The organism is Actinoplanes sp. CA-051413, assembly GCF_050955795.1.
Classification (GTDB): Bacteria; Actinomycetota; Actinomycetes; order Mycobacteriales; family Micromonosporaceae; genus Actinoplanes.
The window spans coordinates 382,260-403,410 of the sequence record NZ_CP192100.1 but is presented as its reverse complement, the minus strand read 5'-3'; the positions used below and the strand labels follow the sequence as shown (position 1 = coordinate 403,410).

General features: G+C 70.8%; 20 protein-coding genes. 9 read left to right on the top strand and 11 right to left on the bottom strand.

Features of this window, described 5'->3' with window-relative positions; genetic code table 11:
• Positions 1 to 174: 174 nt before the first annotated feature.
• Both ACQP2Y_RS01910 and ACQP2Y_RS01905 read right to left on the bottom strand, forming a co-directional pair.
• Positions 175 to 615: an ATP-binding protein gene (locus tag ACQP2Y_RS01910; RefSeq protein WP_212993691.1), complete on the bottom strand. Its 441-nt coding sequence runs from the start codon at positions 613 to 615 to the stop codon at positions 175 to 177.
• Entirely contained in the window at positions 612 to 983 is a 372-nt protein-coding gene (locus ACQP2Y_RS01905) for an STAS domain-containing protein (RefSeq protein ID WP_212993692.1), read from the bottom strand. The genes ACQP2Y_RS01910 and ACQP2Y_RS01905 overlap by 4 nt, the downstream gene beginning before the upstream one ends.
• A 141-nt stretch (positions 984 to 1,124) precedes the next feature.
• Between ACQP2Y_RS01905 and ACQP2Y_RS01900 the strand changes: the two genes are divergently transcribed.
• Positions 1,125 to 3,515 carry a DEAD/DEAH box helicase gene (locus tag ACQP2Y_RS01900; RefSeq protein WP_433723983.1) on the top strand — a complete coding sequence of 797 codons (2,391 nt, stop codon included), beginning with the start codon at positions 1,125 to 1,127 and terminating at the stop codon, positions 3,513 to 3,515.
• On the opposite strand, the gene ACQP2Y_RS01895 is transcribed toward ACQP2Y_RS01900, so the two are convergent.
• From ACQP2Y_RS01895 to ssd, 7 genes are all read right to left on the bottom strand, one after another.
• The gene (locus tag ACQP2Y_RS01895; RefSeq protein ID WP_433723981.1) at positions 3,479 to 3,826 is read right to left on the bottom strand and encodes an Rv3654c family TadE-like protein; all 348 of its coding nucleotides are present in this window, start codon (positions 3,824 to 3,826) and stop codon (positions 3,479 to 3,481) included. The genes ACQP2Y_RS01900 and ACQP2Y_RS01895 overlap by 37 nt on opposite strands.
• Positions 3,823 to 4,140: a TadE family type IV pilus minor pilin gene (locus ACQP2Y_RS01890; protein WP_433731695.1), complete on the bottom strand. Its 318-nt coding sequence runs from the start codon at positions 4,138 to 4,140 to the stop codon at positions 3,823 to 3,825. The genes ACQP2Y_RS01895 and ACQP2Y_RS01890 overlap by 4 nt, the downstream gene beginning before the upstream one ends.
• A gap of 65 nt (positions 4,141 to 4,205) precedes the next feature.
• Positions 4,206 to 4,388, bottom strand: a complete 183-nt coding sequence (locus ACQP2Y_RS01885) for a DUF4244 domain-containing protein (RefSeq protein ID WP_433731693.1) — start codon at positions 4,386 to 4,388, stop codon at positions 4,206 to 4,208.
• A gap of 86 nt (positions 4,389 to 4,474) precedes the next feature.
• Positions 4,475 to 5,185 carry a type II secretion system F family protein gene (locus tag ACQP2Y_RS01880; RefSeq protein ID WP_433723979.1) on the bottom strand — a complete coding sequence of 237 codons (711 nt, stop codon included), beginning with the start codon at positions 5,183 to 5,185 and terminating at the stop codon, positions 4,475 to 4,477.
• A gap of 199 nt (positions 5,186 to 5,384) precedes the next feature.
• The gene (locus ACQP2Y_RS01875) at positions 5,385 to 6,155 is read right to left on the bottom strand and encodes a type II secretion system F family protein (protein ID WP_433723977.1); all 771 of its coding nucleotides are present in this window, start codon (positions 6,153 to 6,155) and stop codon (positions 5,385 to 5,387) included.
• Positions 6,152 to 7,366: a TadA family conjugal transfer-associated ATPase gene (locus tag ACQP2Y_RS01870; protein ID WP_433723974.1), complete on the bottom strand. Its 1,215-nt coding sequence runs from the start codon at positions 7,364 to 7,366 to the stop codon at positions 6,152 to 6,154. Before ACQP2Y_RS01870 ends, ACQP2Y_RS01875 begins: the two co-directional genes overlap by 4 nt.
• The gene (ssd, locus tag ACQP2Y_RS01865; protein ID WP_433723972.1) at positions 7,363 to 8,460 is read right to left on the bottom strand and encodes a septum site-determining protein Ssd; all 1,098 of its coding nucleotides are present in this window, start codon (positions 8,458 to 8,460) and stop codon (positions 7,363 to 7,365) included. The genes ACQP2Y_RS01870 and ssd overlap by 4 nt, the downstream gene beginning before the upstream one ends.
• 245 nt (positions 8,461 to 8,705) lie before the next feature.
• On the opposite strand from ssd, the gene ACQP2Y_RS01860 reads away from it, so the two are divergent.
• Positions 8,706 to 9,071 (top strand): STAS domain-containing protein, encoded by a 366-nt coding sequence (locus ACQP2Y_RS01860; RefSeq protein WP_433723970.1) that lies wholly within the window; start codon positions 8,706 to 8,708, stop codon positions 9,069 to 9,071.
• 275 nt (positions 9,072 to 9,346) lie between these two features.
• Positions 9,347 to 10,147, top strand: coding sequence for an HAD family hydrolase (locus ACQP2Y_RS01855; protein WP_360550941.1), 801 nt, complete (start codon positions 9,347 to 9,349; stop codon positions 10,145 to 10,147).
• A 274-nt stretch (positions 10,148 to 10,421) separates the two neighbouring features.
• Here the strand turns inward: ACQP2Y_RS01855 and ACQP2Y_RS01850 are convergent, their stop codons facing one another.
• Together ACQP2Y_RS01850 and ACQP2Y_RS01845 are read right to left on the bottom strand one after the other, a co-directional pair.
• Entirely contained in the window at positions 10,422 to 10,901 is a 480-nt protein-coding gene (locus ACQP2Y_RS01850; protein WP_433723968.1) for a PH domain-containing protein, read from the bottom strand.
• Positions 10,902 to 10,982: 81 nt separating this feature from the next.
• Positions 10,983 to 11,726 (bottom strand): oxidoreductase, encoded by a 744-nt coding sequence (locus tag ACQP2Y_RS01845; RefSeq protein ID WP_433723966.1) that lies wholly within the window; start codon positions 11,724 to 11,726, stop codon positions 10,983 to 10,985.
• Between the two features lie 220 nt (positions 11,727 to 11,946).
• Between ACQP2Y_RS01845 and acs the strand changes: the two genes are divergently transcribed.
• The 6 genes from acs to ACQP2Y_RS01815 all read left to right on the top strand — a co-directional run bounded on the left by acs (position 11,947) and on the right by ACQP2Y_RS01815 (position 21,146).
• Positions 11,947 to 13,932 (top strand): acetate--CoA ligase, encoded by a 1,986-nt coding sequence (gene acs / locus ACQP2Y_RS01840; RefSeq protein WP_433723964.1) that lies wholly within the window; start codon positions 11,947 to 11,949, stop codon positions 13,930 to 13,932.
• A gap of 274 nt (positions 13,933 to 14,206) precedes the next feature.
• Complete coding sequence (locus ACQP2Y_RS01835) at positions 14,207 to 16,615, top strand: immune inhibitor A domain-containing protein (protein ID WP_433731691.1); 2,409 nt, start codon at positions 14,207 to 14,209, stop codon at positions 16,613 to 16,615.
• A 94-nt stretch (positions 16,616 to 16,709) separates the two neighbouring features.
• Positions 16,710 to 17,099, top strand: a complete 390-nt coding sequence (locus tag ACQP2Y_RS01830; RefSeq protein ID WP_433723962.1) for a hypothetical protein — start codon at positions 16,710 to 16,712, stop codon at positions 17,097 to 17,099.
• 164 nt (positions 17,100 to 17,263) lie between these two features.
• The gene (locus tag ACQP2Y_RS01825) at positions 17,264 to 19,633 is read left to right on the top strand and encodes an immune inhibitor A domain-containing protein (protein ID WP_433731689.1); all 2,370 of its coding nucleotides are present in this window, start codon (positions 17,264 to 17,266) and stop codon (positions 19,631 to 19,633) included.
• Between the two features lie 109 nt (positions 19,634 to 19,742).
• Positions 19,743 to 20,207, top strand: a complete 465-nt coding sequence (locus tag ACQP2Y_RS01820; protein WP_433723960.1) for a hypothetical protein — start codon at positions 19,743 to 19,745, stop codon at positions 20,205 to 20,207.
• Between the two features lie 18 nt (positions 20,208 to 20,225).
• Positions 20,226 to 21,146 (top strand): alpha/beta fold hydrolase, encoded by a 921-nt coding sequence (locus ACQP2Y_RS01815; protein WP_433723958.1) that lies wholly within the window; start codon positions 20,226 to 20,228, stop codon positions 21,144 to 21,146.
• Positions 21,147 to 21,151: the final 5 nt, after the last annotated feature.

Sequence of the window (21,151 nt, the reverse complement as noted above, 5' to 3'; positions counted from 1 at the left end):
GCGGCCGAACGTGGTGATGGTCACACCTGGATCCGGCCGTGTCAGGGTGATGTTTACCGCTGTGTTAGCGGTTGGCACCCGAATCGGTTACCGCCTAGGCTTCGCGCCCCCAGCGGGGGTTTCCCATGCCATGCGCCGAACGGTGTGATTTGTGCGCTCAACGGCGCCTTTGTCTCAGCGCCGGTGGACGGGCCAGACCATCCGGACCTCGGTGCCGGCGCCTTCTTCCACCGGGCGCACCTGGAGGTCGTCCACGAAGCCGGCGAGCAGGGCGAAGCCCACGCCGGTGGTCAGCGCCTCGTCGGTGAGCGACTCGTCGGCCAGCTCGTCCGGCGGCAGCTTGGCCAGGCCGACGCTGGCCTCGATCGGCGCCCGGTCGATGACCCGGACCGTGTACGAGTCGGTGTCGGACATCTCGACCATCACCAGGTCGGGCAGGTTGTACTGCCGGTGCAGGGCGACCGCCCGGGTGCACGCCTCACCGATGGCGAGCCGCACCTCGTCGAGCAGCTCCTCGGCGACACCCGCCCGCCGAGCCACCGCCACGCCGACCAGCCGGGCCGTACGCACGTGCACCGGGGCCGGGGAGAACGACAGCCGAACCGTGGCCATCACGCCGTCGGGGGGTTGTCGTCGCGATCGCCGGACGAGGTCGAGGTGGCCGCCTCGACGGAGGGGTAGATCGGGAACACCTGGTCGAGCGCGGTGATCCGGAAGATCTTGAGCAGCGGCTCCTTGGCGCAGACCAGGCCGAACGTCCCGTTGGCGGCACGCAGCCGCTTCAGGGCGCCGACCAGCACACCGAGACCGGTCGAGTCGAGGAAGTCGACGCGGGCGAGATCCACCACGACGTTGCGCGACCCACCGTCGACCAGCTCCACGAGCCGCTCACGCAGGCGCGGCGCCGTGTAGACATCGACCTCACCACCGACGTCGAGCACCGTGTGCTCGCCGACGGTACGGGTCGTCAGCGACAGCTCCATCGGTCCTCCTCCCTCGGGGTCAAGCCTTCAGGCAGCCGATCTCCACAGCGAATCTAACCACCGACGCTCCGGGCACGACGCGTCGCACCCTCCCGTCGTACCCGTTTGAGGTTCGGGCCATACCGATGTCACAGTGCAGACGTGACCACGACCGTCCCGGGAATCCCGGCCGCACGCGGCGCACTGACCGGGCTCGGACCGGCCGAACTGCTGCACCGGCTGCGCGCCCGCAGCGCCGGCCAGTCGCCGGTCACCCACGTGGAGAAGCTGCCCGCACGGGCCGGCCGCCCGGTGCCGTGGCCGCAGTGGGCGGCGCCGGCCGTGATCTCCGCGCTCGCCGACCGGGGCATCACCGCGCCCTGGGAGCATCAGGCCGCGGCGGCGGAGCTGGCCCGCGCGGGCCGCCACGTCGTGCTGGCGACCGGCACGGCCTCGGGCAAGTCGATGGCGTACCAGCTGCCCGCGCTGACCGCGCTGGTGGAAGATCCCCGCGCGACGGTGCTCTACCTGTCCCCGACCAAGGCGCTGGCGGCGGACCAGCTGCGCGCCCTGGTCCGGCTGGGCGTCGACGGGGTACGGCCGGCCACATACGACGGTGACACCCCGCGCGAGGAACGCGAGTGGATCCGCCAGCACTCCCGCTTCGTGCTGACCAACCCGGACATGCTGCACCACGCGCTGCTGCCGGGCCACGCGCGCTGGGGTGCGTTCCTGCGCCGCCTGCGGTACGTGGTGATCGACGAGTGCCACACGTACCGGGGGGTCTTCGGCTCGCACGTGGCGCACGTCCTGCGCCGCCTCCGCCGGGTCGCGGCCCGGTACGGCAGCGAACCGACGTTCATCCTGGCCTCGGCGACCTCGGGCGACCCGGCCCACGCGGCGAGCCGCCTCACCGGCCTGCCGGTCGACGCGGTGACCGAGGACGCCTCGCCGCGCGGGGCGACGACCTTCGCGCTGTGGGAGCCGCCGCTGCTGCCGCGCGAGCTCGACGACCTGGAGGCGGAGCTGCCACCGGTACGCCGGTCAGCGCTGAGCGAGACGGCGGACCTGCTGACCGACGCCGTGGTGGCGGGCACCCGGACGCTGGCGTTCGTCAGGTCCCGGCGTGGTGCCGAGGTGGTGGCGACGATGACCCGGCGCGCGCTGGACGAGGTGGTGCCGGGCCTGGGTGACCGGGTGGCGGCGTACCGGGCGGGATATCTGAAGGAGGACCGCCGGGCGATCGAACGGGCCCTGCTGACGGGCGAGCTGCTGGCGCTGGCCTCGACGAACGCGCTGGAGCTGGGCGTCGACCTGGTCGGCCTGGACGCGGTGCTGATCTGCGGCTATCCGGGCACCCGGGCGTCGCTGTGGCAGCAGGCGGGACGGGCGGGCCGGGCCGGCGGCGAGGCGCTGGCGGTGCTGGTGGCCCGGGACGATCCGCTGGACACGTACCTGGTGCACCACCCGGAGGCGCTGTTCGGCCGCCCGGTCGAGGCGACGGTGCTGGACCCGACGAACCCGTACGTGCTGGGCCCGCAACTGTGCTGCGCCGCCGTGGAGGCCCCGCTGACGAAAGCGGACCTGGAGCTGTTCGGCGGTGCGCCGGCGCTGGCGGCGGTGGAAGCGCTGACCGTTTCGGGGGCGCTGCGCCGCCGGCCGTCGGGCTGGTTCTGGACCCACCGCGGCCGCCCGGACGTGGACCTGCGCGGCACGGGCGGGGCCCCGATCTCGGTGGTCGAGTCGGCGACCGGCCGCCTGCTCGGCACGGTGGATCAGGGCTCGTCGCACGTCACGCTGCACACCGGGGCGGTGTACCTGCACCAGGGCGTGTCGTACCTGGTGGACGACCTGGACCTGGAGGACGCGGTGGCCCTGGTGCACGCGGCCGAGCCGGACTGGTCGACGCACGCCCGCGACGTGACGGACCTGTCGGTGGTCTCGATCCGCGAGTACGTCAACGCGGGCCCGGTCGGCCTGTTCCTGGGCGAGGTGGACGTGACGAACCAGGTGGTCTCGTACCAGCGCCGCCGGATCGGCTCGGGCGAGGTGATCGACACCCGGCCCCTGGACCTGCCACCGAGAGAGCTGCGCACGGTGGCGGTCTGGTTCACGCTCTCACCCAACCTCCTCGTGGCGTCGGGGGTGGAGCCGGCGGACTTCCCGGGGGCGCTGCACGCGGCGGAACACGCGGCGATCGGCCTGCTGCCGCTGATGGCGACGTGCGACCGCTGGGACATCGGCGGCCTGTCGACGGCGAACCACCAGGACACGGAAGCGCCGACGGTGTTCGTCTACGACGGCCACCCGGGCGGGGCGGGCTTCGCGGAACGCGCCTACGCAACGGCGGCGGAGTGGCTCCAGGCGACGAGGGAAGCGATCGCCAGCTGCGGCTGCGAGACCGGCTGCCCGTCGTGCGTGCAGTCCCCGAAGTGCGGCAACGGCAACAACCCCCTGGACAAGAAGGGCGCGGTGGCCGTCCTCGACGCGGTCCTTACTCAGCTATCGAGTGCGACTCAGACCGGTCCGGCGCGGGCGGCAGCTGACGCGTAGCGCGTGAGTCCCGGCAACGGCGTCACGGTGACCTGGACGGCGATGACGATCTCCAGGCCCTCGACGCGGCAGGAGACCATCTCCGCACCGTTGGCCAGGACGAACCGCTCGGCTCTTCGGCAGGCCACCTCCACGCCTTCCACCGCGCGGACTGCGCCGGCCAGTGCGCCCAGGTCAGCGGCTGTCCGAGCCTGATGCCGCCCGACCCGCGCCGCCCCGACGGCCGCCCCGGCGACCCCAGCTGCGACCAGCACCAGCCCGATGGCCAGCACGAAGATCGAGGCGGCACCCCGATCACTGCCCGTCCTCATGGGACCGTCCCGGTCAACTCGGGCTCGCGAGCGGCGACGGCTTCCGCGCGTACCGAAATGGCCGGGAGGTGGCCGCCCAGGATCGGAACCGGAGCACGCACCGTGACCGTCACCGTCTCCTCGCCCTCCACCAGCCCGATCTGCGCGTCCGCCGGAGCTATCCGGGCGGCCGCCGCGACGCCCGGCCCGCCACGGGCGGCGACCAGCGCACCCTCCCTGGCGGCGTCCACGCACCGGCCCTGAGCGGTCACCGCACCGACCGCCGTCAGCCCGGCGAACAGCAGCAGCATGAGCGCCGGCAGCCCGGCCGCCATCTCGGCGGTGAACGCACCCCTGTCCGTCCCGAACGCCCGCAGACGACCGGGCCACCGGCGCCCACTCACTTCAGGGCGTCGTTGATCACGCCGGTCAGCGACGCCTGCACGGCCGGGCTGCTGAGAACCTTGAGCAGAATGCCGGCGAACGCGACGGCGGCGAGGGTGCCGACCGCGTATTCGGCGGTGTTCATGCCGTCGTCGCCTCGCAGGCCGGCCAGGCGGAGGAACAGTCTGTGCACGTGGATCTCCTTCTTGTGGTGGGTTCTCGCGGGACGTCGCCGCGGACGGCGACCAGCACCGGCAACTAGGCCGGCGAGCTTGCGGTGGGCTCTCACAGGACGTCGCTCAGGACGGCGGCGACCACCGGTACGAGGCCGGCGAGCACGAAGGCGGGCAGAAAGCACAGCCCGAGTGGCAGCACGATGAGAACTCCGGCGCGGTGGGCCGCCGCCTCGACCGCCACTGACCGGTCCCCGCGCAGGTCATCGGCGAGCCGGGTCAGCGCGCCGGCCAGCGCGCCGCCGCTGGCGCTGGACCGGACGGCTGCCGCGACGAGCCGGTCTGCGCCGGGCACACCGGCCAGGTGCGCCCATGCTTCCGGTGGTTCGGCGCCCAGGCGCAGTGACCGGCCTACTCGGTCGAGCCGCTCCCCGAGCGGGCCGCCGAGGGCGTCCGCGACGGCGGAGACCGCCCGGTCGACGGGGGCTCCGGCCCGCAGGACTGCGGCTAGGAGGTCGGCGCCAAGGGGCAGGTCCTCGACGGCTCGCTGGCGAGCTGCGCGCACGTCAGCGGGTTCGCGGCGCCGGAGGAACTGATCCACCCCGACACCGGTGGCGATCCCGAACGGCACTGCCCACCAGTGCCCGACCAGCCCGACCACCGCGAGTCCGGCAGCGACGTCGATCAGGAAGCGCGGGCTGCGGCCGGGCGAGTCGCCGGGCGACCTGCCCAGTCGGAGTAGTCGCCGCCGGACCGCCCACCGCTGGGCGAACGACAAGCCGAGAAGCCCCGCCAGCCCGATCATGCCGAGGACGATGATCACGGGATCACCTCGCGGACGGCCGTCAGCGCGAAGAGCGCTGCGGTGGCGCCCATCAGCTCAGCCCGTGGACAGGGCGGAGGGGATGATTCGAGCGCTCGTGCGGCGTGCAGGATCGCGGCGGCGCAGCAGGGTTTGAAGGGCACTTGAGTCGGTCCGCCTGGTCGGAGAAACGCGGCAGCGCCGCACATCGGCTCGGTTGTCATCGCGTCGGTCCGTTTGAAAGCCGGTCGGCCCAGAGGAGGCCGGCGCATTGCAGGAGGACCGCGCCTATCGCGCACGCCGCTCCCATTGGCGTCCCCAGCAGGACTTCCAGCGGGTCGACCCCGATCCCGTAGCCGAGCGCGATCCCCCCGACCGGCAACCCAGCCAGCAGCAACGCCGTGGCCTGGGCGCCGGCCGCCTGCGCAGCCGCCGTGGCCCGCGAACGGTCACCGGCCCGGGCGTCAGCCTCGATCCGCTCGACGAGATCAGCAGCGGGCGCACCGGTCCGCTCGGCCAGCCGCAACACCGCAGCGGTCAACTCGGCCAACCGATGATCGGAGTCGCGGGAGCTCGCCGGTGAGGCGGCGAGAGGCATTGCCCCTACCGCCAAGCCGGCACGCAGGTCGGCGGCCAGCGCGTTCAACCCGTCGAGGCTGCGGAACCGCGCAGCGACACCCCGGCGGCGGGCAGCGCGGCGGACAGCAGCCCGAGCCCCCAGCGCCCCGTAGACCGCGAGCACCAGCCCAGCCACCGGCCCGCCCACGGTCGTGCCCGCCACCGCACCCGCCGCGACCGCGATGCCGACCGCCCGTCGCGGTGATCCGTCGGCCAGCGCCTGCACCTGGGACCACAGTCGGCGAAAACTCACGGCGCTGACGCCCTGCCGTCGCCCGTTGAGCCGCCGCAGCACCGCCCCCGCCGGCCAGGCTGCAACAGCGGCGGCCCCGGCCAGCAGCCCGGCGGCGAGCACCCAAGCCACCCCGCTCACGGCTTTGCTCTTTGGAGGATCGGTGGGACCGCGACGCCCCGGTCGGTCAGGTGGCGGGCCAGAGTCTCGGCGCCCGGCCCCGCGCCGCGCCCCAGCTGCCAGGCCGGTACGACAGTCACGAGCCGCTGCTCCCCCGCCGCCAGCAGCACTCCGACGGACTCGAGGACCCGGCCCCGGTCGGTACGCCGTACCTGCAAAACCACCTGAAGCGCCGCCAACACCTGCGCATGCAGCGCCGCCCGTGGCAGACCGCCGAGCATGCCCAGCGCCTCCAGCCGGGCCGGTACGTCACCAGGCGCATTCGCGTGCAGCGTGCCCGCCCCACCGTCGTGCCCCGTGTTCAGCGCGCCCAGCAGGTCGACGATCTCCGCGCCCCGGCACTCGCCGACCACCAGCCGGTCCGGCCGCATCCGCAGCGCCTGCCGCACCAAGTCAGTGAGCCCCACCGCCCCGGCACCCTCGACATTGGCGGTACGCGCCTGCAAAGCCACCACGTGCGGATGCACCGGCCGCAACTCGGCGGCGTCCTCCACCAGCACGATCCGCTCGGTATGCGGTACGAGCCCCAGCAACGTCCCCAGCAGTGTCGTCTTCCCCGACCCCGTTCCCCCGGTGACCAGGTACGCCAGCCGAGCCGCCACCACCGCAGCAAGCAGCGGAGCCAGCGCCGGCGGAACAGTGCCGTGCTCGACCAGGTCGCCCAGGCTGAACGGCCGCTGCCGGAACGTCCGCAGCGACAGGTACGGCCCACTCGTCGCCACCGGCGGGAGCACAGCGTGCAGGCGGGTCCCGTCCGCGAGCCGCGCGTCGGCGTACGGCTGACCGTCGTCCAGCCGCCGCCCGCAGGCAGCCGCCAGCCGCTGGGCCAGCCTCCGCACATCGTCGGCGTCCCCCAGCGCAACGGCCGCACGCTGCAGCCCCGCACCCCGGTCCACCCACACCTGCACGCCGTTGACCAGCACGTCCGTGACCGTGGGGTCGGCCAGCAGCGGCGCCAGCGGCCCGGCGCCCACGAGTTGGTCGTGCACCCGGTCAGCCAGCCGCAGCACCGCGGTGTCTCCCAGCACGGCAGCACCCGGCTCGGCGCGCACCGCCGACACGACGGCCGCCGGTGTGGCCTCCACGCCGTCAGCGGCGAACTGTCGCCGTACCCGTTCTGCGACTTCGGGGTAGAACTTGCCGGCAGCGTGCCGGCCGACGGTGACGCTCACGCGGCCACCTCCGCGCGCTCTTCCTGGACCAGTTGCCGGATCAGCCGTTTGCACAGCTCCGCCAGCGGCCCACGACCGTCGACGGCCGGGGCGTCCCCCTTCTCCAGCGCCTGGCAGATCGCTGCTTCCGGGCGCAGCGATCCGGCCAGCGGCAGCCCGATCGACCTCGCCACCTCTCGCGCTTTCAGCTTTCCGGGCGCCGGGCCGCGGACCACGACCGCGAGGTTGTCGCAGTGCATCTTCACCATCGCCGCGATCCGGGATGCCGCCGCTGTCGCCCGCAGCTCGGCCGGCACGATCATGATCGTCTGGTCGGCCGCCGCCAGGGCCAGCGTCGCCGCGTCGTCGAGCCGGCGGGGCAGGTCCGCGATGATCACGTCGCGGCCGCGGCGGGCCGCGTCCAGGGTCGCCGCCATCGCTTCGGCCGGCACCGGCAGCACCTCGTCGCGGGCGAACGACAGCAGCACCAGGTCACCTCGGTGCGGCAGGGCCTTGAGCAGCGCCGGCGGGTTCACCCGGCCGCCCGTGGCGGCCAGGGCCGGCCAGCGCAGGCCGTCCATCCCCTCCCAGCCCAGGACCAGGTCGAGGCCGCCGCCCACCGGGTCGGCGTCGACCAGCAGCGTGCGGTGACCGCTGCTGGTGGCTGTCACCGCCAGAGCGCCCGCAAGGATGCTCGCTCCCGCGCCACCCCTGCCCCCGATCACGGCGAGCACCCGGCCCGGCAAGGCCGGTTCTATGCGTTCGGCGAAGCGGTCGACGAGCCACGGCTCGGCCGTGGGCAGCGCGGCCACGTGCTCGGCGCCGAGGTCCCCGGCGACTTCCCAGGCCGCCTCGATCGCCGGGGTGTGCCCGACGATGACCATGCGGGGGCGGCGTGGGAGCCGCGCCCGCAGGCAGGCCGCGGCCTGGTCGGCCCCGATCACCACCAGCGGGGCTGCCGCGAAGCGGGGACGGGCCGCCACCGGGTCGGGCGCCACGTCGACCTCAGTACCGCCGGCCGCGGCCAGGCGCAGCAGGTCGTCGAGGAGGTCCGGGTCGGCCGTCACGACGAGCGGCAGGCGCGGTCCGGTACGGACGGGAGTGCGGGCTGGCATCGTGGCTCCACGGGTACGGCGGGCTGTTGGGCGCTCACCGTCGCGCTGAGGCCCGGCGCCCTTCAACCGGCCCGGCCCCGGCCTGTGGACAACCCCGTGGGTGTGGACGACGCCGCCGACCGGGAAGTGATCTGTTATCGGGCGGCGATCGGGGGTTACTTCGGCGGTCGCCCAGCCGATACGTGAGGGGAATGAACGCCCGCGGGGTTGGGTAAGTTGGGCCGACCCGGACCGATGGAGTTGGCATGGAGCACCCGACCGAGAGCTTGCTCACCGATGACGGGGCGGCCTGCGTCGCCGTGCTGGGCGAGATCGACTTCACCAACGCCGACGAGGTCGCCCAGGCTCTGCGGGACGCCGTCGCCGAGTGGTCCCCGCCGGAGCTGCGGGTCGACCTGCGCGCGGCCACCTTCATCGACTCGACCGGCCTCGGCGCGCTCATCGAGGGTTACCGGGCCGCCACCGAGCACAACGCCCGGTTCGTCGTGACGAATCCCAGCCCGAGCTTCCGCCAGGTGCTCACCGTCACCGGCCTGTGCGACCTCTTCGGCATGACCGAGGCGGACGGACGTGCCGAGCAGGACAAGTCCGTCAGCGCAGCCGGGGCCTGAGCAGCGGTTCTGAGCTGGGCCCGCAGAAGGGAACGACCCCCGACGGGGGAGTCGGGGGCCGTCCTGGGATTCGGCTCCGGGGGGGTCGAGCCGAATCGGACCCGGTGACCGCGGGGGGCGCAATCACCGAGAATCTGTGTGCGGGAAGAGTGTGTGCGACTTCGCTGATTCCCACCTGTTGCACACAGACAACATGAATCACAGTCGCACCACAAGCATGCCTCAGGACTCCGCCACCGTCGAGTACCCACGGTGACCGACTACACTTTCGGCCCGTGGGCCCGAGTGCCGCCTTCTTCGACCTAGATAAGACCGTCATCGCCAAGTCCAGCGCGCTGGCCTTCGGACGGCCGTTCTACCGCGATGGGCTGATCAGCCGCCGCGACGTGGTCAAATCCGCCTACGCCCAGCTGATGTTCCGGCTGGGCGGCACGGACGAGCAGACCATGGCCCGCACCCGCGACTATCTCGCCGCGCTGTGCAAGGGCTGGAAGGTCGAGCAGGTCCAGCAGATCGTGGCGGAGACCCTGGAAGAGCTGATCAACCCGTACGTGTACGCGGAAGCGGCCATCCTGATCGGCGAGCACCAGGCTGCCGGCCGGGACGTGGTGCTGGTGTCGGCCTCGGGCGACGAGATGGTCCGGCCGATCGGGGCGCTGCTCGGGGTGACCGACGTGATCGCCACCCGGATGGGCATCGTCGACGGCCGGTTCAGCGGCGAGGTCGAGTTCTACGCGGCCGGCGCGCGCAAGGTCGACGGCGTCCGCGAGCTGGCCGAGGAGCGCGGGTACGACCTGGCGGAGTGTTACGCGTACTCGGACTCGAGCAGTGATCTGCCGCTGCTGGAGGCGGTCGGCCATCCCAGCACGGTGAACCCGGACCGCACGCTGCGCCGGGTCGCGCTGGAGCGGTCGTGGCCGGTGCTGGAGTTCCGGCACCCCGTACCGCTGGGTCGCAGGCTGCGGGAACGCCCGGCCGTGCCGGTCGCCGCGGCCGCGCTCGGCGTGGGGGTCGGGGTGGCGATCGGAATAGCCATCTACGGCCGCCACCGCCGCACCCGCGCCGCCCTCGCCTGAGCCCCCTCCGATGGGTCTGACTAATCCCTCCGGGTGGCTTTAAGCTGCCGAAACTCTGGCGATCAAGGGCGGCCGGGCGTAGAAAGAAGGAGCGGATCCCTTAACGGGCACCGTGTACGGCCACCGGGAACCCACGCGCGATCAGCCACGGCAGGCACGTTGCGGCGGCACCTCATCAGGACTGCCGACAACGACCCAGGTGCACGCTTGATAGCCCGGTAGGACGTGCGAAGCGACGGCGCCTCACCTGTGAGGCGCCGTCCTCATGTCCGGCTCAGGCCGGGGCGACCGCGGCCAGGTGCCGCTCCCGCAGCTCGCGGTAGACCGCGCGGAAGACGTGCGGCCGGGAGTGGAAGTCCATCCCCTGGGCCCACAGTTCGGTGTTCACCATCGTCCCGTCGCGGCGCTCGATCAGCACGGTCATGCCGGCCTCGATCTCCCAGCGGCCGAGCTTGTGGGTGTGCCGGTGCAGCCGGACGTGGGCAATCTCCTCCCACCGCATCGTGCGGGAGCGCAGCAGGCCGCGGACGCGCAGGCCGGCCGGGCCGACGTAGACGCCCATCTCGCGGATCCGCCAGCCGCCGACCACCCAGACCGTCGTGATCACCGTGGCCACGATGCGGACCCCGGCGCCGGCCAGCCCGAACTGCTCGACTGTGCTCCAGCCGAGCAGGGCCAGCGCGATGGCTTCCCAGCCGATCACCAGCCAGCGGCCCGAGCCCGGGGTGTACGGACGTTTCCACTCGTCTCCCACCCGGCCGAGTATGCCAACCGGGCCCGGGAGAAAGAGGGTGTTCCGGACATCGACGCAGATGGCAGCCAACCGGGCGACGAGCTACGTACCCGAAGGGCTCAGCACGGTGTCACCGATCTGCGCGATCTCGTCGGCTCCCGCGGACACCGCTGCCGCGTAGTGCCGCAGCCAGGACCGCACGCCGTCGGGGGTGCCGGTGGCGTAGGCCCCCGCCGCGCCCACGTACTCCGGCTCGCGCGCCAGGTGCCCGGCCTCCACGCCGACCAGGCCGCGGGGGTCGAAGCCGCGGCCGATGAGGGTGAGCCGGGCCGCCGCGCGGGCGACGATGCCGGCCGGACCCGCGAACGGCTTGAGGGTCAGCAGCTCGGCGTGCACGACGGCCGCGAGCAGCAGTGGCGGGGTGCGGTCGTTGCCGGCCACGAGCCCGGCCAGCGCGTCGATGCGCTCGGCGCCCGATTCGAGCCGGCCCAGCACGGACTCCGGGACGACACCGCGGGCCGCCAGCACGTGCAGCCGGGCGAGCACCTGGCGCGGGGCGCGGGGCCACAGGTCGACGAGTCCGCCCAGCGCTTCGGCGACCCGCAGGGCACCTTGGACCACCGGGTCGGTGACCGTGCCGGCGCGTACCTCCTCGAGGTCGTACCGGTGCTCCTCCAGGGCCGCACTCGCCACCGCGGCCCGCAGGCTCACCTCGGCGGCCACCTGGCCGCCGTTGCGGCGCAACGCGCGATGCCGCATCGCGGTGTCGACGCGCTCGCGCGCGGCGGTGAACGCGGGCTCGACGTCGGCCAGCGCGAGCAGCGGGGCCAGTGGATCAGCAGTCACGGGCCAACCGTAGCCGGAAAAAGCCCGGAAACCTGGGGTGCGCGAAGTGGCTCGTAAGTGGCAAGATTCGCGCAGTACCGATCATCTCGTGCCCGATCGGCGCGCGCGGATTGCCATTCGGCGCGGCCACAGGGCACTACAGCTTGCAACTCTCGCCGGGCCACCCCGGCAGAACTAGTGTTCACACGAAGCGACCGGTCATGGCAGAGGAGCCGCCCTCATGAGCGAGACACTGGAGAACCTGTACTCGGAGACGCGGACGTTCCCGCCGCCGGCCGAGCTTGCCGCCGCCGCCAACGTCAAGGCCGCGGCGTACCAGGAGGCCGACGACAACCGGGAAGCGTTCTGGGAGCAGCAGGCCCGGCGGCTGCACTGGGCCAAGCCCTGGGACCAGGTGCTGGACTGGTCGAACGCGCCGTTCGCCAAGTGGTTCGTCGGCGGTGAGCTCAACATCGCCTACAACTGCGTGGACCGCCACGTCGAGGCCGGCCACGGCGACAAGGTGGCCATCCACTGGGAGGGCGAGCCCGGCGACACCCGCACCATCACCTACGCGGACCTGCTCCGCAGCGTCAGCCAGGCGGCGAACACGCTGACCGAGCTGGGCGTGACGGCCGGTGACCGGGTGGCGATCTACCTGCCGATGATCCCGGAGGCCGCGGTCGCGATGCTGGCCTGCGCCCGGATCGGCGCGCTGCACAGCGTGGTCTTCGGCGGCTTCTCCGTCGACGCGCTCGCCACCCGCATCCAGGACGCCGACTGCAAGCTGGTCATCACGGCCGACGGCGGCTACCGGCGGGGCAAGCCCTCGGCGCTCAAGCCGACCGTGGACGAGGCCGTCGCGCAGTGCCCGAGCATCGAGCACGTGCTGGTCGTACGCCGCACCGGCGAGGACGTCACGTGGGGTGACAAGGACCTGTGGTGGCACGAGACCGTCGAGCAGGCCAGTGCCCAGCACGAGGCGCAGCCGTTCGACGCCGAGCACCCGCTCTTCATCCTCTACACCTCGGGTACGACCGGGAAGCCCAAGGGCATCCTGCACACCACCGGCGGTTACCTGACCCAGGTGTCGTACACGCACCACGCGGTCTTCGACGTCAAGCCGGAGACCGACGTCTACTGGTGCACGGCCGACATCGGCTGGGTGACCGGCCACTCGTACATCGTCTACGGTCCACTGTCGAACGGCGCCACCCAGGTCATGTACGAGGGCACCCCGGACACCCCGCACCGCGGCCGGTTCTGGGAGATCGTCGACAAGTACAAGGTGAGCCTGCTCTACACCGCACCCACCCTCATCCGCACCATGATGAAGTGGGGCGACGACATCCCGGCCAAGTACGACCTGTCGTCGCTGCGCATCCTGGGCAGCGTCGGTGAGCCGATCAACCCCGAGGCCTGGATGTGGTACCGCGAGCACGTCGGCCACGACAACGCCCCCATTGTGGACACGTGGTGGCAGACCGAGACCGGCGCGATGATGATCTCGCCGCTGCCCGGCGTGACCGCCTCGAAGCCCGGCTCGGCGATGACCCCGCTGCCGGGCATCTCCGCCGACGTGGTCAACGACGAGGCCGAGTCGGTGCCCAACGGCGGTGGCGGCTTCCTGGTGCTGCGTGAGCCGTGGCCGTCGATGCTGCGCGGCATCTGGGGTGACGAGCAGCGTTTCAAGGACACGTACTGGTCGCGCTTCGGCAAGGGCGCGGGCGTCGGCGACGAGTGGATCTACTTCGCCGGCGACGGGGCCAAGAAGGACGACGACGGCGCGCTCTGGCTGCTCGGCCGGGTCGACGACGTCATGCTGATCTCCGGGCACAACATCTCGACCACCGAGGTGGAGTCGGCCCTGGTGTCGCACCCGTCGGTGGCCGAGGCCGCGGTGGTCGGCGCAACCGACCCGACCACCGGCCAGGCTATTGTGGCTTTCACCATTCCACGCGGCAATGTGGACACTTCGGGCGATGCCGGCGAGAAGCTCATCCAGGATCTGCGCAACCACGTCGCCAAGAAGCTCGGCCCGATCGCCAAGCCGCGCCAGATCATGCTGGTGGCCGAGTTGCCCAAGACGCGGTCCGGCAAAATCATGCGGCGCCTGCTCAAGGACGTCGCGGAGAACCGTTCGCTGGGTGACGTCACGACGTTGCAGGACTCCGCGGTGATGGATCTGATCTCCTCCGGCATGCAGGCCGGTAAGTCCGAAGACTGAGACAGTTATCGATAAACGGCGGCAGCCCTGCGATCGTGCAGGTCTGCCGCCGTTTCATGGGCACAGTCCACTTTCGGGTATATGCCGGTACTTGCATGATGGAAAAACCATAATGCGTAACCATCGCTCATCAATATCTCCGGGCTCTTCCAAGACATAGGTGTGTTTGCATACGTTCACGTGAGCCTCGAATCCGAGGCCGGTTTACCGCCGTCCGCTGCAACCCCAGCGCTCGGTCACGTCAACGGAGGTACACGTAGTGCGCAAGGTGGTCGTGGGACTACTCGGCGCCGCGATGGTCACCAGCGTCGGGGTCATGCTCCCCGCCGGTGCCAACGCCGCCCCGCCAGTGGATCCAGCGCCGGTCGCTAAGGCCGATGCCAACTCAGCACCTGTCGACGATCTGCCCAACCCCCTCGAGGACAAGCGCCGCGCGCTGCGCGAGCAGGCGGTCGCCGACGTGGTCAGCGGCAAGGCCAAGGCCGTGACCAAGAACGGCAGCTCGGTCGTCAAGGTCGGTCGGACGCAGGGCTCCGGCACCAGCAACCGGGCCGTCGCCAAGACGGGTCAGGACCAGTACGTCGAGATCAGCCGCGAGCGGACCGACCGGATCTTCGTGATCCTGACCGAGTTCGGCAACGAGCGCAGCCCCAGCTACCCGGACAAGGACATGGCGCCCACCGTGCCCGGCCCGGCGCGCTTCGACGGACCGCTGCACAACGAGATTCCCCAGCCGAACCGCGCCGTGGACAACTCGACGGTGTGGCAGGCGGACTACTCGGCCGACTTCTACCGCAACCTGTACTTCGGTGAGGGCGCGGGCACGGAGTCGGTCAAGACCTACTTCGAGAGCCAGTCCTCCGGCCGGTACAGCGTCGACGGCGAGGTCACCGACTGGGTGAAGGTCCCGTTCAACGAGGCCCGCTACGGCCGCTCGAACGACAACCCGACCGACGCCAACGGCGACGACCCGGCTGTCTGCGCGAGCAATGTCTGCAACAACACCTGGGCCCTGGTCCGCGACGCCGCCAACAAGTGGGTCGCCGACCAGCAGGCCGCCGGCCGCAGCGACGCCGCGATCGCCGCCGACATGAAGTCGTTCGACCAGTACGACCGCTACGACTTCGACGGTGACGGCAACTTCAACGAGTCGGACGGCTACATCGACCACTTCCAGATCGTCCACTCCGGCGGCGACCAGGCCGACGGTGACCCGAACCAGGGTGAGGACGCCATCTGGAGCCACCGCTGGTATGCGTTCGGCACCGACCAGGGCCGCACCGGCCCGGCCGGCAACCTGCTCGGCGGCACCCAGATCGGCACCACGGGCATCTGGATCGGCGACTACACGATCCAGCCGGAGAACGGCGGTCTGTCCGTCTTCGCGCACGAGTACACCCACGACCTGGGCCTGCCGGACGACTACGACACCTCCGGCCTCGGCGACAACAACAACGAGCACTGGACCCTGATGGCCCAGAGCCGGCTCAGCGCCAAGGAGGACGAGGGCATCGGTACCCGCCCGGGCGACCTCGGTGCCTGGAACAAGCTGCAGCTCGGCTGGCTCGACTACGAGACGATCGTGGCCGGCCAGTCCAAGACCCTGAACATGGGTCCTGAGGAGTACAACTCCGAGAAGGCCCAGGCCGCCGTGGTGGTGCTCCCGGACAAGGAGGTCTCCACCGATCTCGGTGCGCCGTTCGCGGGTGATGGTCAGTTCTTCTCCGGCAACGCCGACGACCTGAACACCTCGATGAGCAAGACCATCGACCTCACCGGCAAGACCACGGCGGGGGTCACGCTCAAGGGCCGTTACGACATCGAGGTGGACTACGACTACCTCTACTTCGAGGCCTCGACGGACAACGGCACCACCTGGACCCGGCTCAACGGCACGGTCAACGGCGCCGCCTTCCCGACGGACGCCAGCGGGACCCCGTCGCTGACCGGCAGCACCGCCGGCGCGTGGGTCGACATCGCGGTGCCGCTGAACGCGTACGCGGGCAAGAAGGTCGACTTCCGCCTGCACTACCTGACGGACGGCGGTGTCTCCGAGGGCGGCTTCTTCGGTGACGACGTCACCATCACCGCGGACGGCGCGACCGTGCTGGCCGACGGCGCCGAGGGTGCCACCACCTGGACCCTGAACGGCTTCTCGATCGTCGGCGCCGCCTCGGTCGAGGAGTTCGACAACTTCTACATCGCCGGCCACCGCAGCTACGTGTCGTACGACAAGTACCTGAAGACCGGCCCGTACTTCTTCGGCTACCTCCCGGCCCTGCCGGACAAGGTCGACCACTACTCGTACCAGGAGGGTCTGCTCATCTCCTACTGGGACACCTCGCAGGTCGACAACAACACCAACGTCCACCCGGGCACCGGCCGCAACCTGTACGTCGACAGCCGCCCGGCGCCGTTCTACAACCTCGAGGGGCTGCCCTGGCGGGCCCGCATCCAGGTGTACGACGCGCCGTTCAGCCTGAAGAAGGCGGACTCGTTCACGCTGCACATCAACGGCAAGCCCAGCTACATCCGGGGCCAGGCCGCGCAGCCGCTGTTCGACGACACCAAGAAGTACTTCTACGACGAGCTGCCGAACCACGGCGTCAAGCTCCCCGCCGTCGGCGTCAAGATCAAGGTCGTCGACGTCAACGGTACGTCCATGAAGGTCAAGTTCAGCTGATCGTCAGCAGCACGAGCGGCGCCCGGGGAGTCCACTCCCCGGGCGCCGTCCCGTTCCGGGGAACCGCGAAGATTGCCGGCACGTCCAAGGAGCCGTGACCAGAACCGGGTTCTTCGTGCTCGCCGCCGCCATGACCGTGCTGTCCGGGTGCGCCGCCGGCCACGAGCCCACCGCCGCTCCCCCGCGGGCCGAGCGGACCGTGTCCCCCCTGCCGACCCTGACCCGGCCCACCGCCCCGCCGAGCGAGCCGACCGACAACATCAAGGCCACCGAGCTCATCGTCGGCACGGTCAACCGCGGCGGCTCCGGACCGTGCTACGGCCTCGTCACCGACGACGGCGTCCAATATGCCCTCTATGAAGCCAAGGGCCGGGCATTGACCATCGGCATTCGGATAAAGGCCGACGTCAGCGCGTCGATGCTGGATATCGCCTGCGGGGCCGGCACTCTGGTCGAGGTCAAGACCTTGACGCCGGTCGGCTGAGCGCGCCCGCATAAAGATTCCCTTTCTTTTGGCTCCAGCACTTCCATACATCTGACTGTTTGCATACGTTCACCTGAGCCCCGAATCACGGGGCCGTTTTCCGCCGATCAGCTGCACCCAGCGATCGGTCACGTCAACGGAGGTAGTACGTGCGCAAAGTAGTCGTGGGACTACTCGGTGCCGCAATGGTCAGCAGCGCCGGGATCATGCTCCCGGCCGCGGCGATGGCGGCCCCTCCGGTGGACCCGGCCCCGGCGACGGCCAGCAAGAAGGCTCCCGTGGACGAGCTGCCCAACCCGTTCGAGGACAAGCGCCGCGAGCTGCGCCAGGAGGCCATCAACGGCATCCTCAAGGGCACGGTCAAGACGCAGCAGCGTGGCGGCAGCACCGTGGCCAAGGTCGGCAAGACGCGCGGTGGCGGCGAGACCAACCGCCGCGTCGCCAGCGCCGGCCAGGACCAGTACGTCGAGCTCAACAACGAGCGGACCGACAAGATTTTCGTGATCCTGGCGGAGTTCGGCAACGACCGGCACCCGAACTATCCGGACGTCGACAGCGACCCGCTCACCCCGGGCCCGACCACGTTCGAGGGTCCGCTGCACAACAAGATCCCCTCGCCCGATCGCACCAAGGACAACACCACGGTGTGGCAGCCCGACTACAACCGGGCCCACTACCAGGAGCTGTACTTCGGTAAGGGCAAGGGCGTCGAGTCGCTGAAGACCTACTACGAGACCCAGTCGTCCGGCCGCTACAGCGTCGACGGCCAGGTCTCCGACTGGGTCAAGGTCAACTACAACGAGGCCCGCTACGGTCGCGACTGCGACGTCAACGGCGTCTGCACCGACACCAACATGTGGGCGCTCGTCACCGACGCCGCCAACAAGTGGGTCGCCGACCAGAAGGCCGCCGGCCGCACGGATGCGCAGATCGCCGCCGACATGAAGGCCTACGACCAGTGGGACCGGTACGACTTCGACGGTGACGGCGACTTCAACGAGTCGGACGGCTACATCGACCACTTCCAGATCGTCCACGCCGGCGGCGACCAGTCCGACGGTGACCCGCAGCAGGGTGAGGACGCCATCTGGGCGCACCGCTGGTACGCGTACAACACCTCGGCCGGGATCACCGGCCCCGCCACCAACAAGGCGGGTGGCACGCAGATCGGCAACACCGGCGTCTGGATCGGTGACTACACCGTCCAGCCCGAGAACGGCGGCCTGAGCGTCTTCGCTCACGAGTACGGCCACGACCTCGGCCTGCCGGACGACTACGACACCTCCGGTGGCACGAACAACAACAGCGAGTTCTGGACCCTCATGGCTCAGAGCCGTCTCTCCGGCGCCGGCGAGCCCCTCGGCACGCGCCCGGGTGACCTCGGTGCCTGGCAGAAGCTGCAGCTCGGCTGGCTGGACTACGAGACCCTGGTCGCGGGTCAGAAGCGGACCCTCGAGCTCGGCCCGCAGGAGTACAACAGCACCAAGGCGCAGGCCGCCGTCGTGGTCCTGCCCGACAAGGAGGTCACCACCGACCTCGGTGCGCCGTTCGCCGGCGAGAAGCAGTACTTCTCCGGCAACGACGACAACCTCAACACCACGCTGACCAAGTCGGTCGACCTCACCGGGGCCACCTCGGCGTCGTTCGACCTCAAGGGCCGCTACAACATCGAAGAGGGTTACGACTACCTCTACTTCGAGGCCTCCACCGACGGCAAGGCGTGGACCGCGCTCAACGGCACGGTCGACGGTGCCCCGCTGGGCGTCGACGGCGCTGTGCCGCCGCGTCCGGCTCTGGGTGGCGACAGCGGTGGCGAGTGGAAGAACATCAGCATCCCGCTGACCGCGTACGCCGGTAAGACGGTGCAGGTCCGCCTGCACTACATCACCGACGGTGGTCTGTCCGCGGGCGGCTTCTTCGGCGACGACCTCACCATCACGGTGAACGGTGCCGCGGTCTCCACCGACGGTGCCGAGGGCACCCCGGCCTGGACCGCTGCCGGCTTCAGCGTCGAGGGTGACTCGATCACCGCCGAGTACGACAACTTCTACATCGCCGGCAACCGCACGTACACGTCGTACGACAAGTACCTGAAGACCGGCCCGTACAACTTCGGCTGGCCGACCAGCAAGCCGGACTGGGCCGAGCACTTCGCGTACCAGCAGGGTCTGCTGATCTCGTACAACGACACGTCGTTCGCCGACAACAACGTCAACCAGCACCCCGGTCAGGGCCGCAACCTGATCGTGGACAGCCACCCGGCGCCGTTCTACAACCTCGAGGGCCAGCCCTGGCGGGCGCGCATCCAGCTCTACGATGCGCCGTTCGGCACGACCAAGGCCGACTCGTTCACGCTGCACGTCAACGACAAGGCGAGCTACGTGCGGGGCCAGGCGGCCCAGCCGACCTTCGACGACACCAAGAAGTACTTCTACGACGAGATCCCGTGGGCCGGCGTCAAGCTGCCGGCCGTGGGCGTCAAGATCAAGGTCGTCGAGCAGAGCGGCACCTCGCTCAAGGTCAAGTTCTCCTGATCCACCGCAGCACAGCGACGCCCGGGGCCGAGACCCCGGGCGTCGCCCTTTTCTCACCCCCACGGGAACCCGCAGGACCGGGCCCGGGTCTCACTCACGGAGGTGGGTCATGATCTCGTTTTCCCGTACGGCCACAGCAACGTTCCTGGTCCTCACGAGCCTGACGGCCTGTTCAGCCGGGTCTCCCGTGGCACCGGGCACCTCCGTGCCGGTCACCCCCAGCGCCTCGGCATCGACGGTCACGCCGCCCAGCGAGCCCGCCGTCTCGCCCAGCGGCCCGTACAACTCGGTGCCCAACGGCCCGGCGCCCTCCAAGCCGGCCGGCATCCCCAAGACGCCGACGGACATCGTCCGCTCACCCGGCTGGATCGAGGGCACCATCACCCGCGGCGGCACCGGCCCCTGCTACGGTCTGGTCACCTTCGACGGCGTCGCCTACGCGATGTACTCGGACAAGGGCGCCAAGCTGGCCCAGGGCGACCACATCAAGGCCGAGCTCACCCCGGCCAAACTGCGCATCGACTGTGGCGCGGGCATCCCGGTGAGCATGGGTGCCATCCAGCACTTTCCCTAGGCCCGTACGCTGGTTCGCATGAGTGCCCAGGTGGACGAGGCGTGCGTACTGACGGAGGGTCCCTGGACCCACCGTTTCGTCGGCGCCAACGGCAGCCGCTTCCACGTGGTCGAGGCGGGCACCGGACCGCTCGTCCTGCTGCTGCACGGCTTCCCCGAGTTCTGGTGGGCGTGGCACGACGTGCTGACCCGGCTCGCCGACGCGGGCTTCCGGGCGGTCGCGATCGACCTGCGCGGCTACGGCGCCAGCGACAAGCCCCCGCGCGGCTACGACGGCTACACGATGGCCGCCGACGTGACCGGCCTGATCCGGGCCCTCGGCGAACGCTCCGCGATGATCGTCGGGGCGGGCGCCGGCGGCATGATCGGCTGGGCCGCGGCGGCCTTCCACCCCAAGATGGTCAGCCGGCTCGTGGTGCTCGGCGCGGCCCACCCGTTGCGGCTGCGCGCGGCGCTGTTCGCCGACCCCCGCGGCCAGGCGGCGGCGAGCGCGTCGATCCTGCGCTTCCAGGTCCCCCGCTACGAGCACGTGCTGACGAAGAACGACGCGGCGCTGGTCGGCGAGCTGATCGAGCACTGGAGCGGTCCGAGGTGGACGCAGACGGCCGCGTTCGAGGAATACGTCGCGCGGTGCCGGGAGGCCATGCAGATCCCGCAGGCGGCGTTCTGTGCGCTGGAGGCGTACAGGTGGGTGTTCCGTTCGGCGCTGCGGTTGCAGGGCTACCGGTTCGTCAAGCTGATGCAGCAGCCGCTGGTCACCCCGACGCTGCAGATGCACGGCGAGCTGGACACGGCGGTGCTGCCCCGCACGGCGCAGGGCTCGGGCCGCTACGTGATCGCGCCGTACGAGTGGCGCCTGATCCCGGACGCCGGCCACTTCCTGCACCAGGAAGCGCCGGATCTCGTCACCGGCGAGATCCTGCGCTGGCTGAAGGCGTGACGCTG

Bases quoted from the DNA above. Each gene is read 5' to 3' on its own strand.
- ACQP2Y_RS01820 (WP_433723960.1), top strand. From the start codon at position 19,743: ATGATCTCGTTTTCCCGTACGGCCACAGCAACGTTCCTGGTCCTCACG.
- ssd (WP_433723972.1), bottom strand. From the start codon at position 8,460: ATGCCAGCCCGCACTCCCGTCCGTACCGGACCGCGCCTGCCGCTCGTC.
- ACQP2Y_RS01895 (WP_433723981.1), bottom strand. From the start codon at position 3,826: ATGAGGACGGGCAGTGATCGGGGTGCCGCCTCGATCTTCGTGCTGGCC.
- acs (WP_433723964.1), top strand. From the start codon at position 11,947: ATGAGCGAGACACTGGAGAACCTGTACTCGGAGACGCGGACGTTCCCG.
- ACQP2Y_RS01860 (WP_433723970.1), top strand. From the start codon at position 8,706: ATGGAGCACCCGACCGAGAGCTTGCTCACCGATGACGGGGCGGCCTGC.
- ACQP2Y_RS01905 (WP_212993692.1), bottom strand. From the start codon at position 983: ATGGAGCTGTCGCTGACGACCCGTACCGTCGGCGAGCACACGGTGCTC.
- ACQP2Y_RS01890 (WP_433731695.1), bottom strand. From the start codon at position 4,140: ATGGCGGCCGGGCTGCCGGCGCTCATGCTGCTGCTGTTCGCCGGGCTG.
- ACQP2Y_RS01815 (WP_433723958.1), top strand. From the start codon at position 20,226: ATGAGTGCCCAGGTGGACGAGGCGTGCGTACTGACGGAGGGTCCCTGG.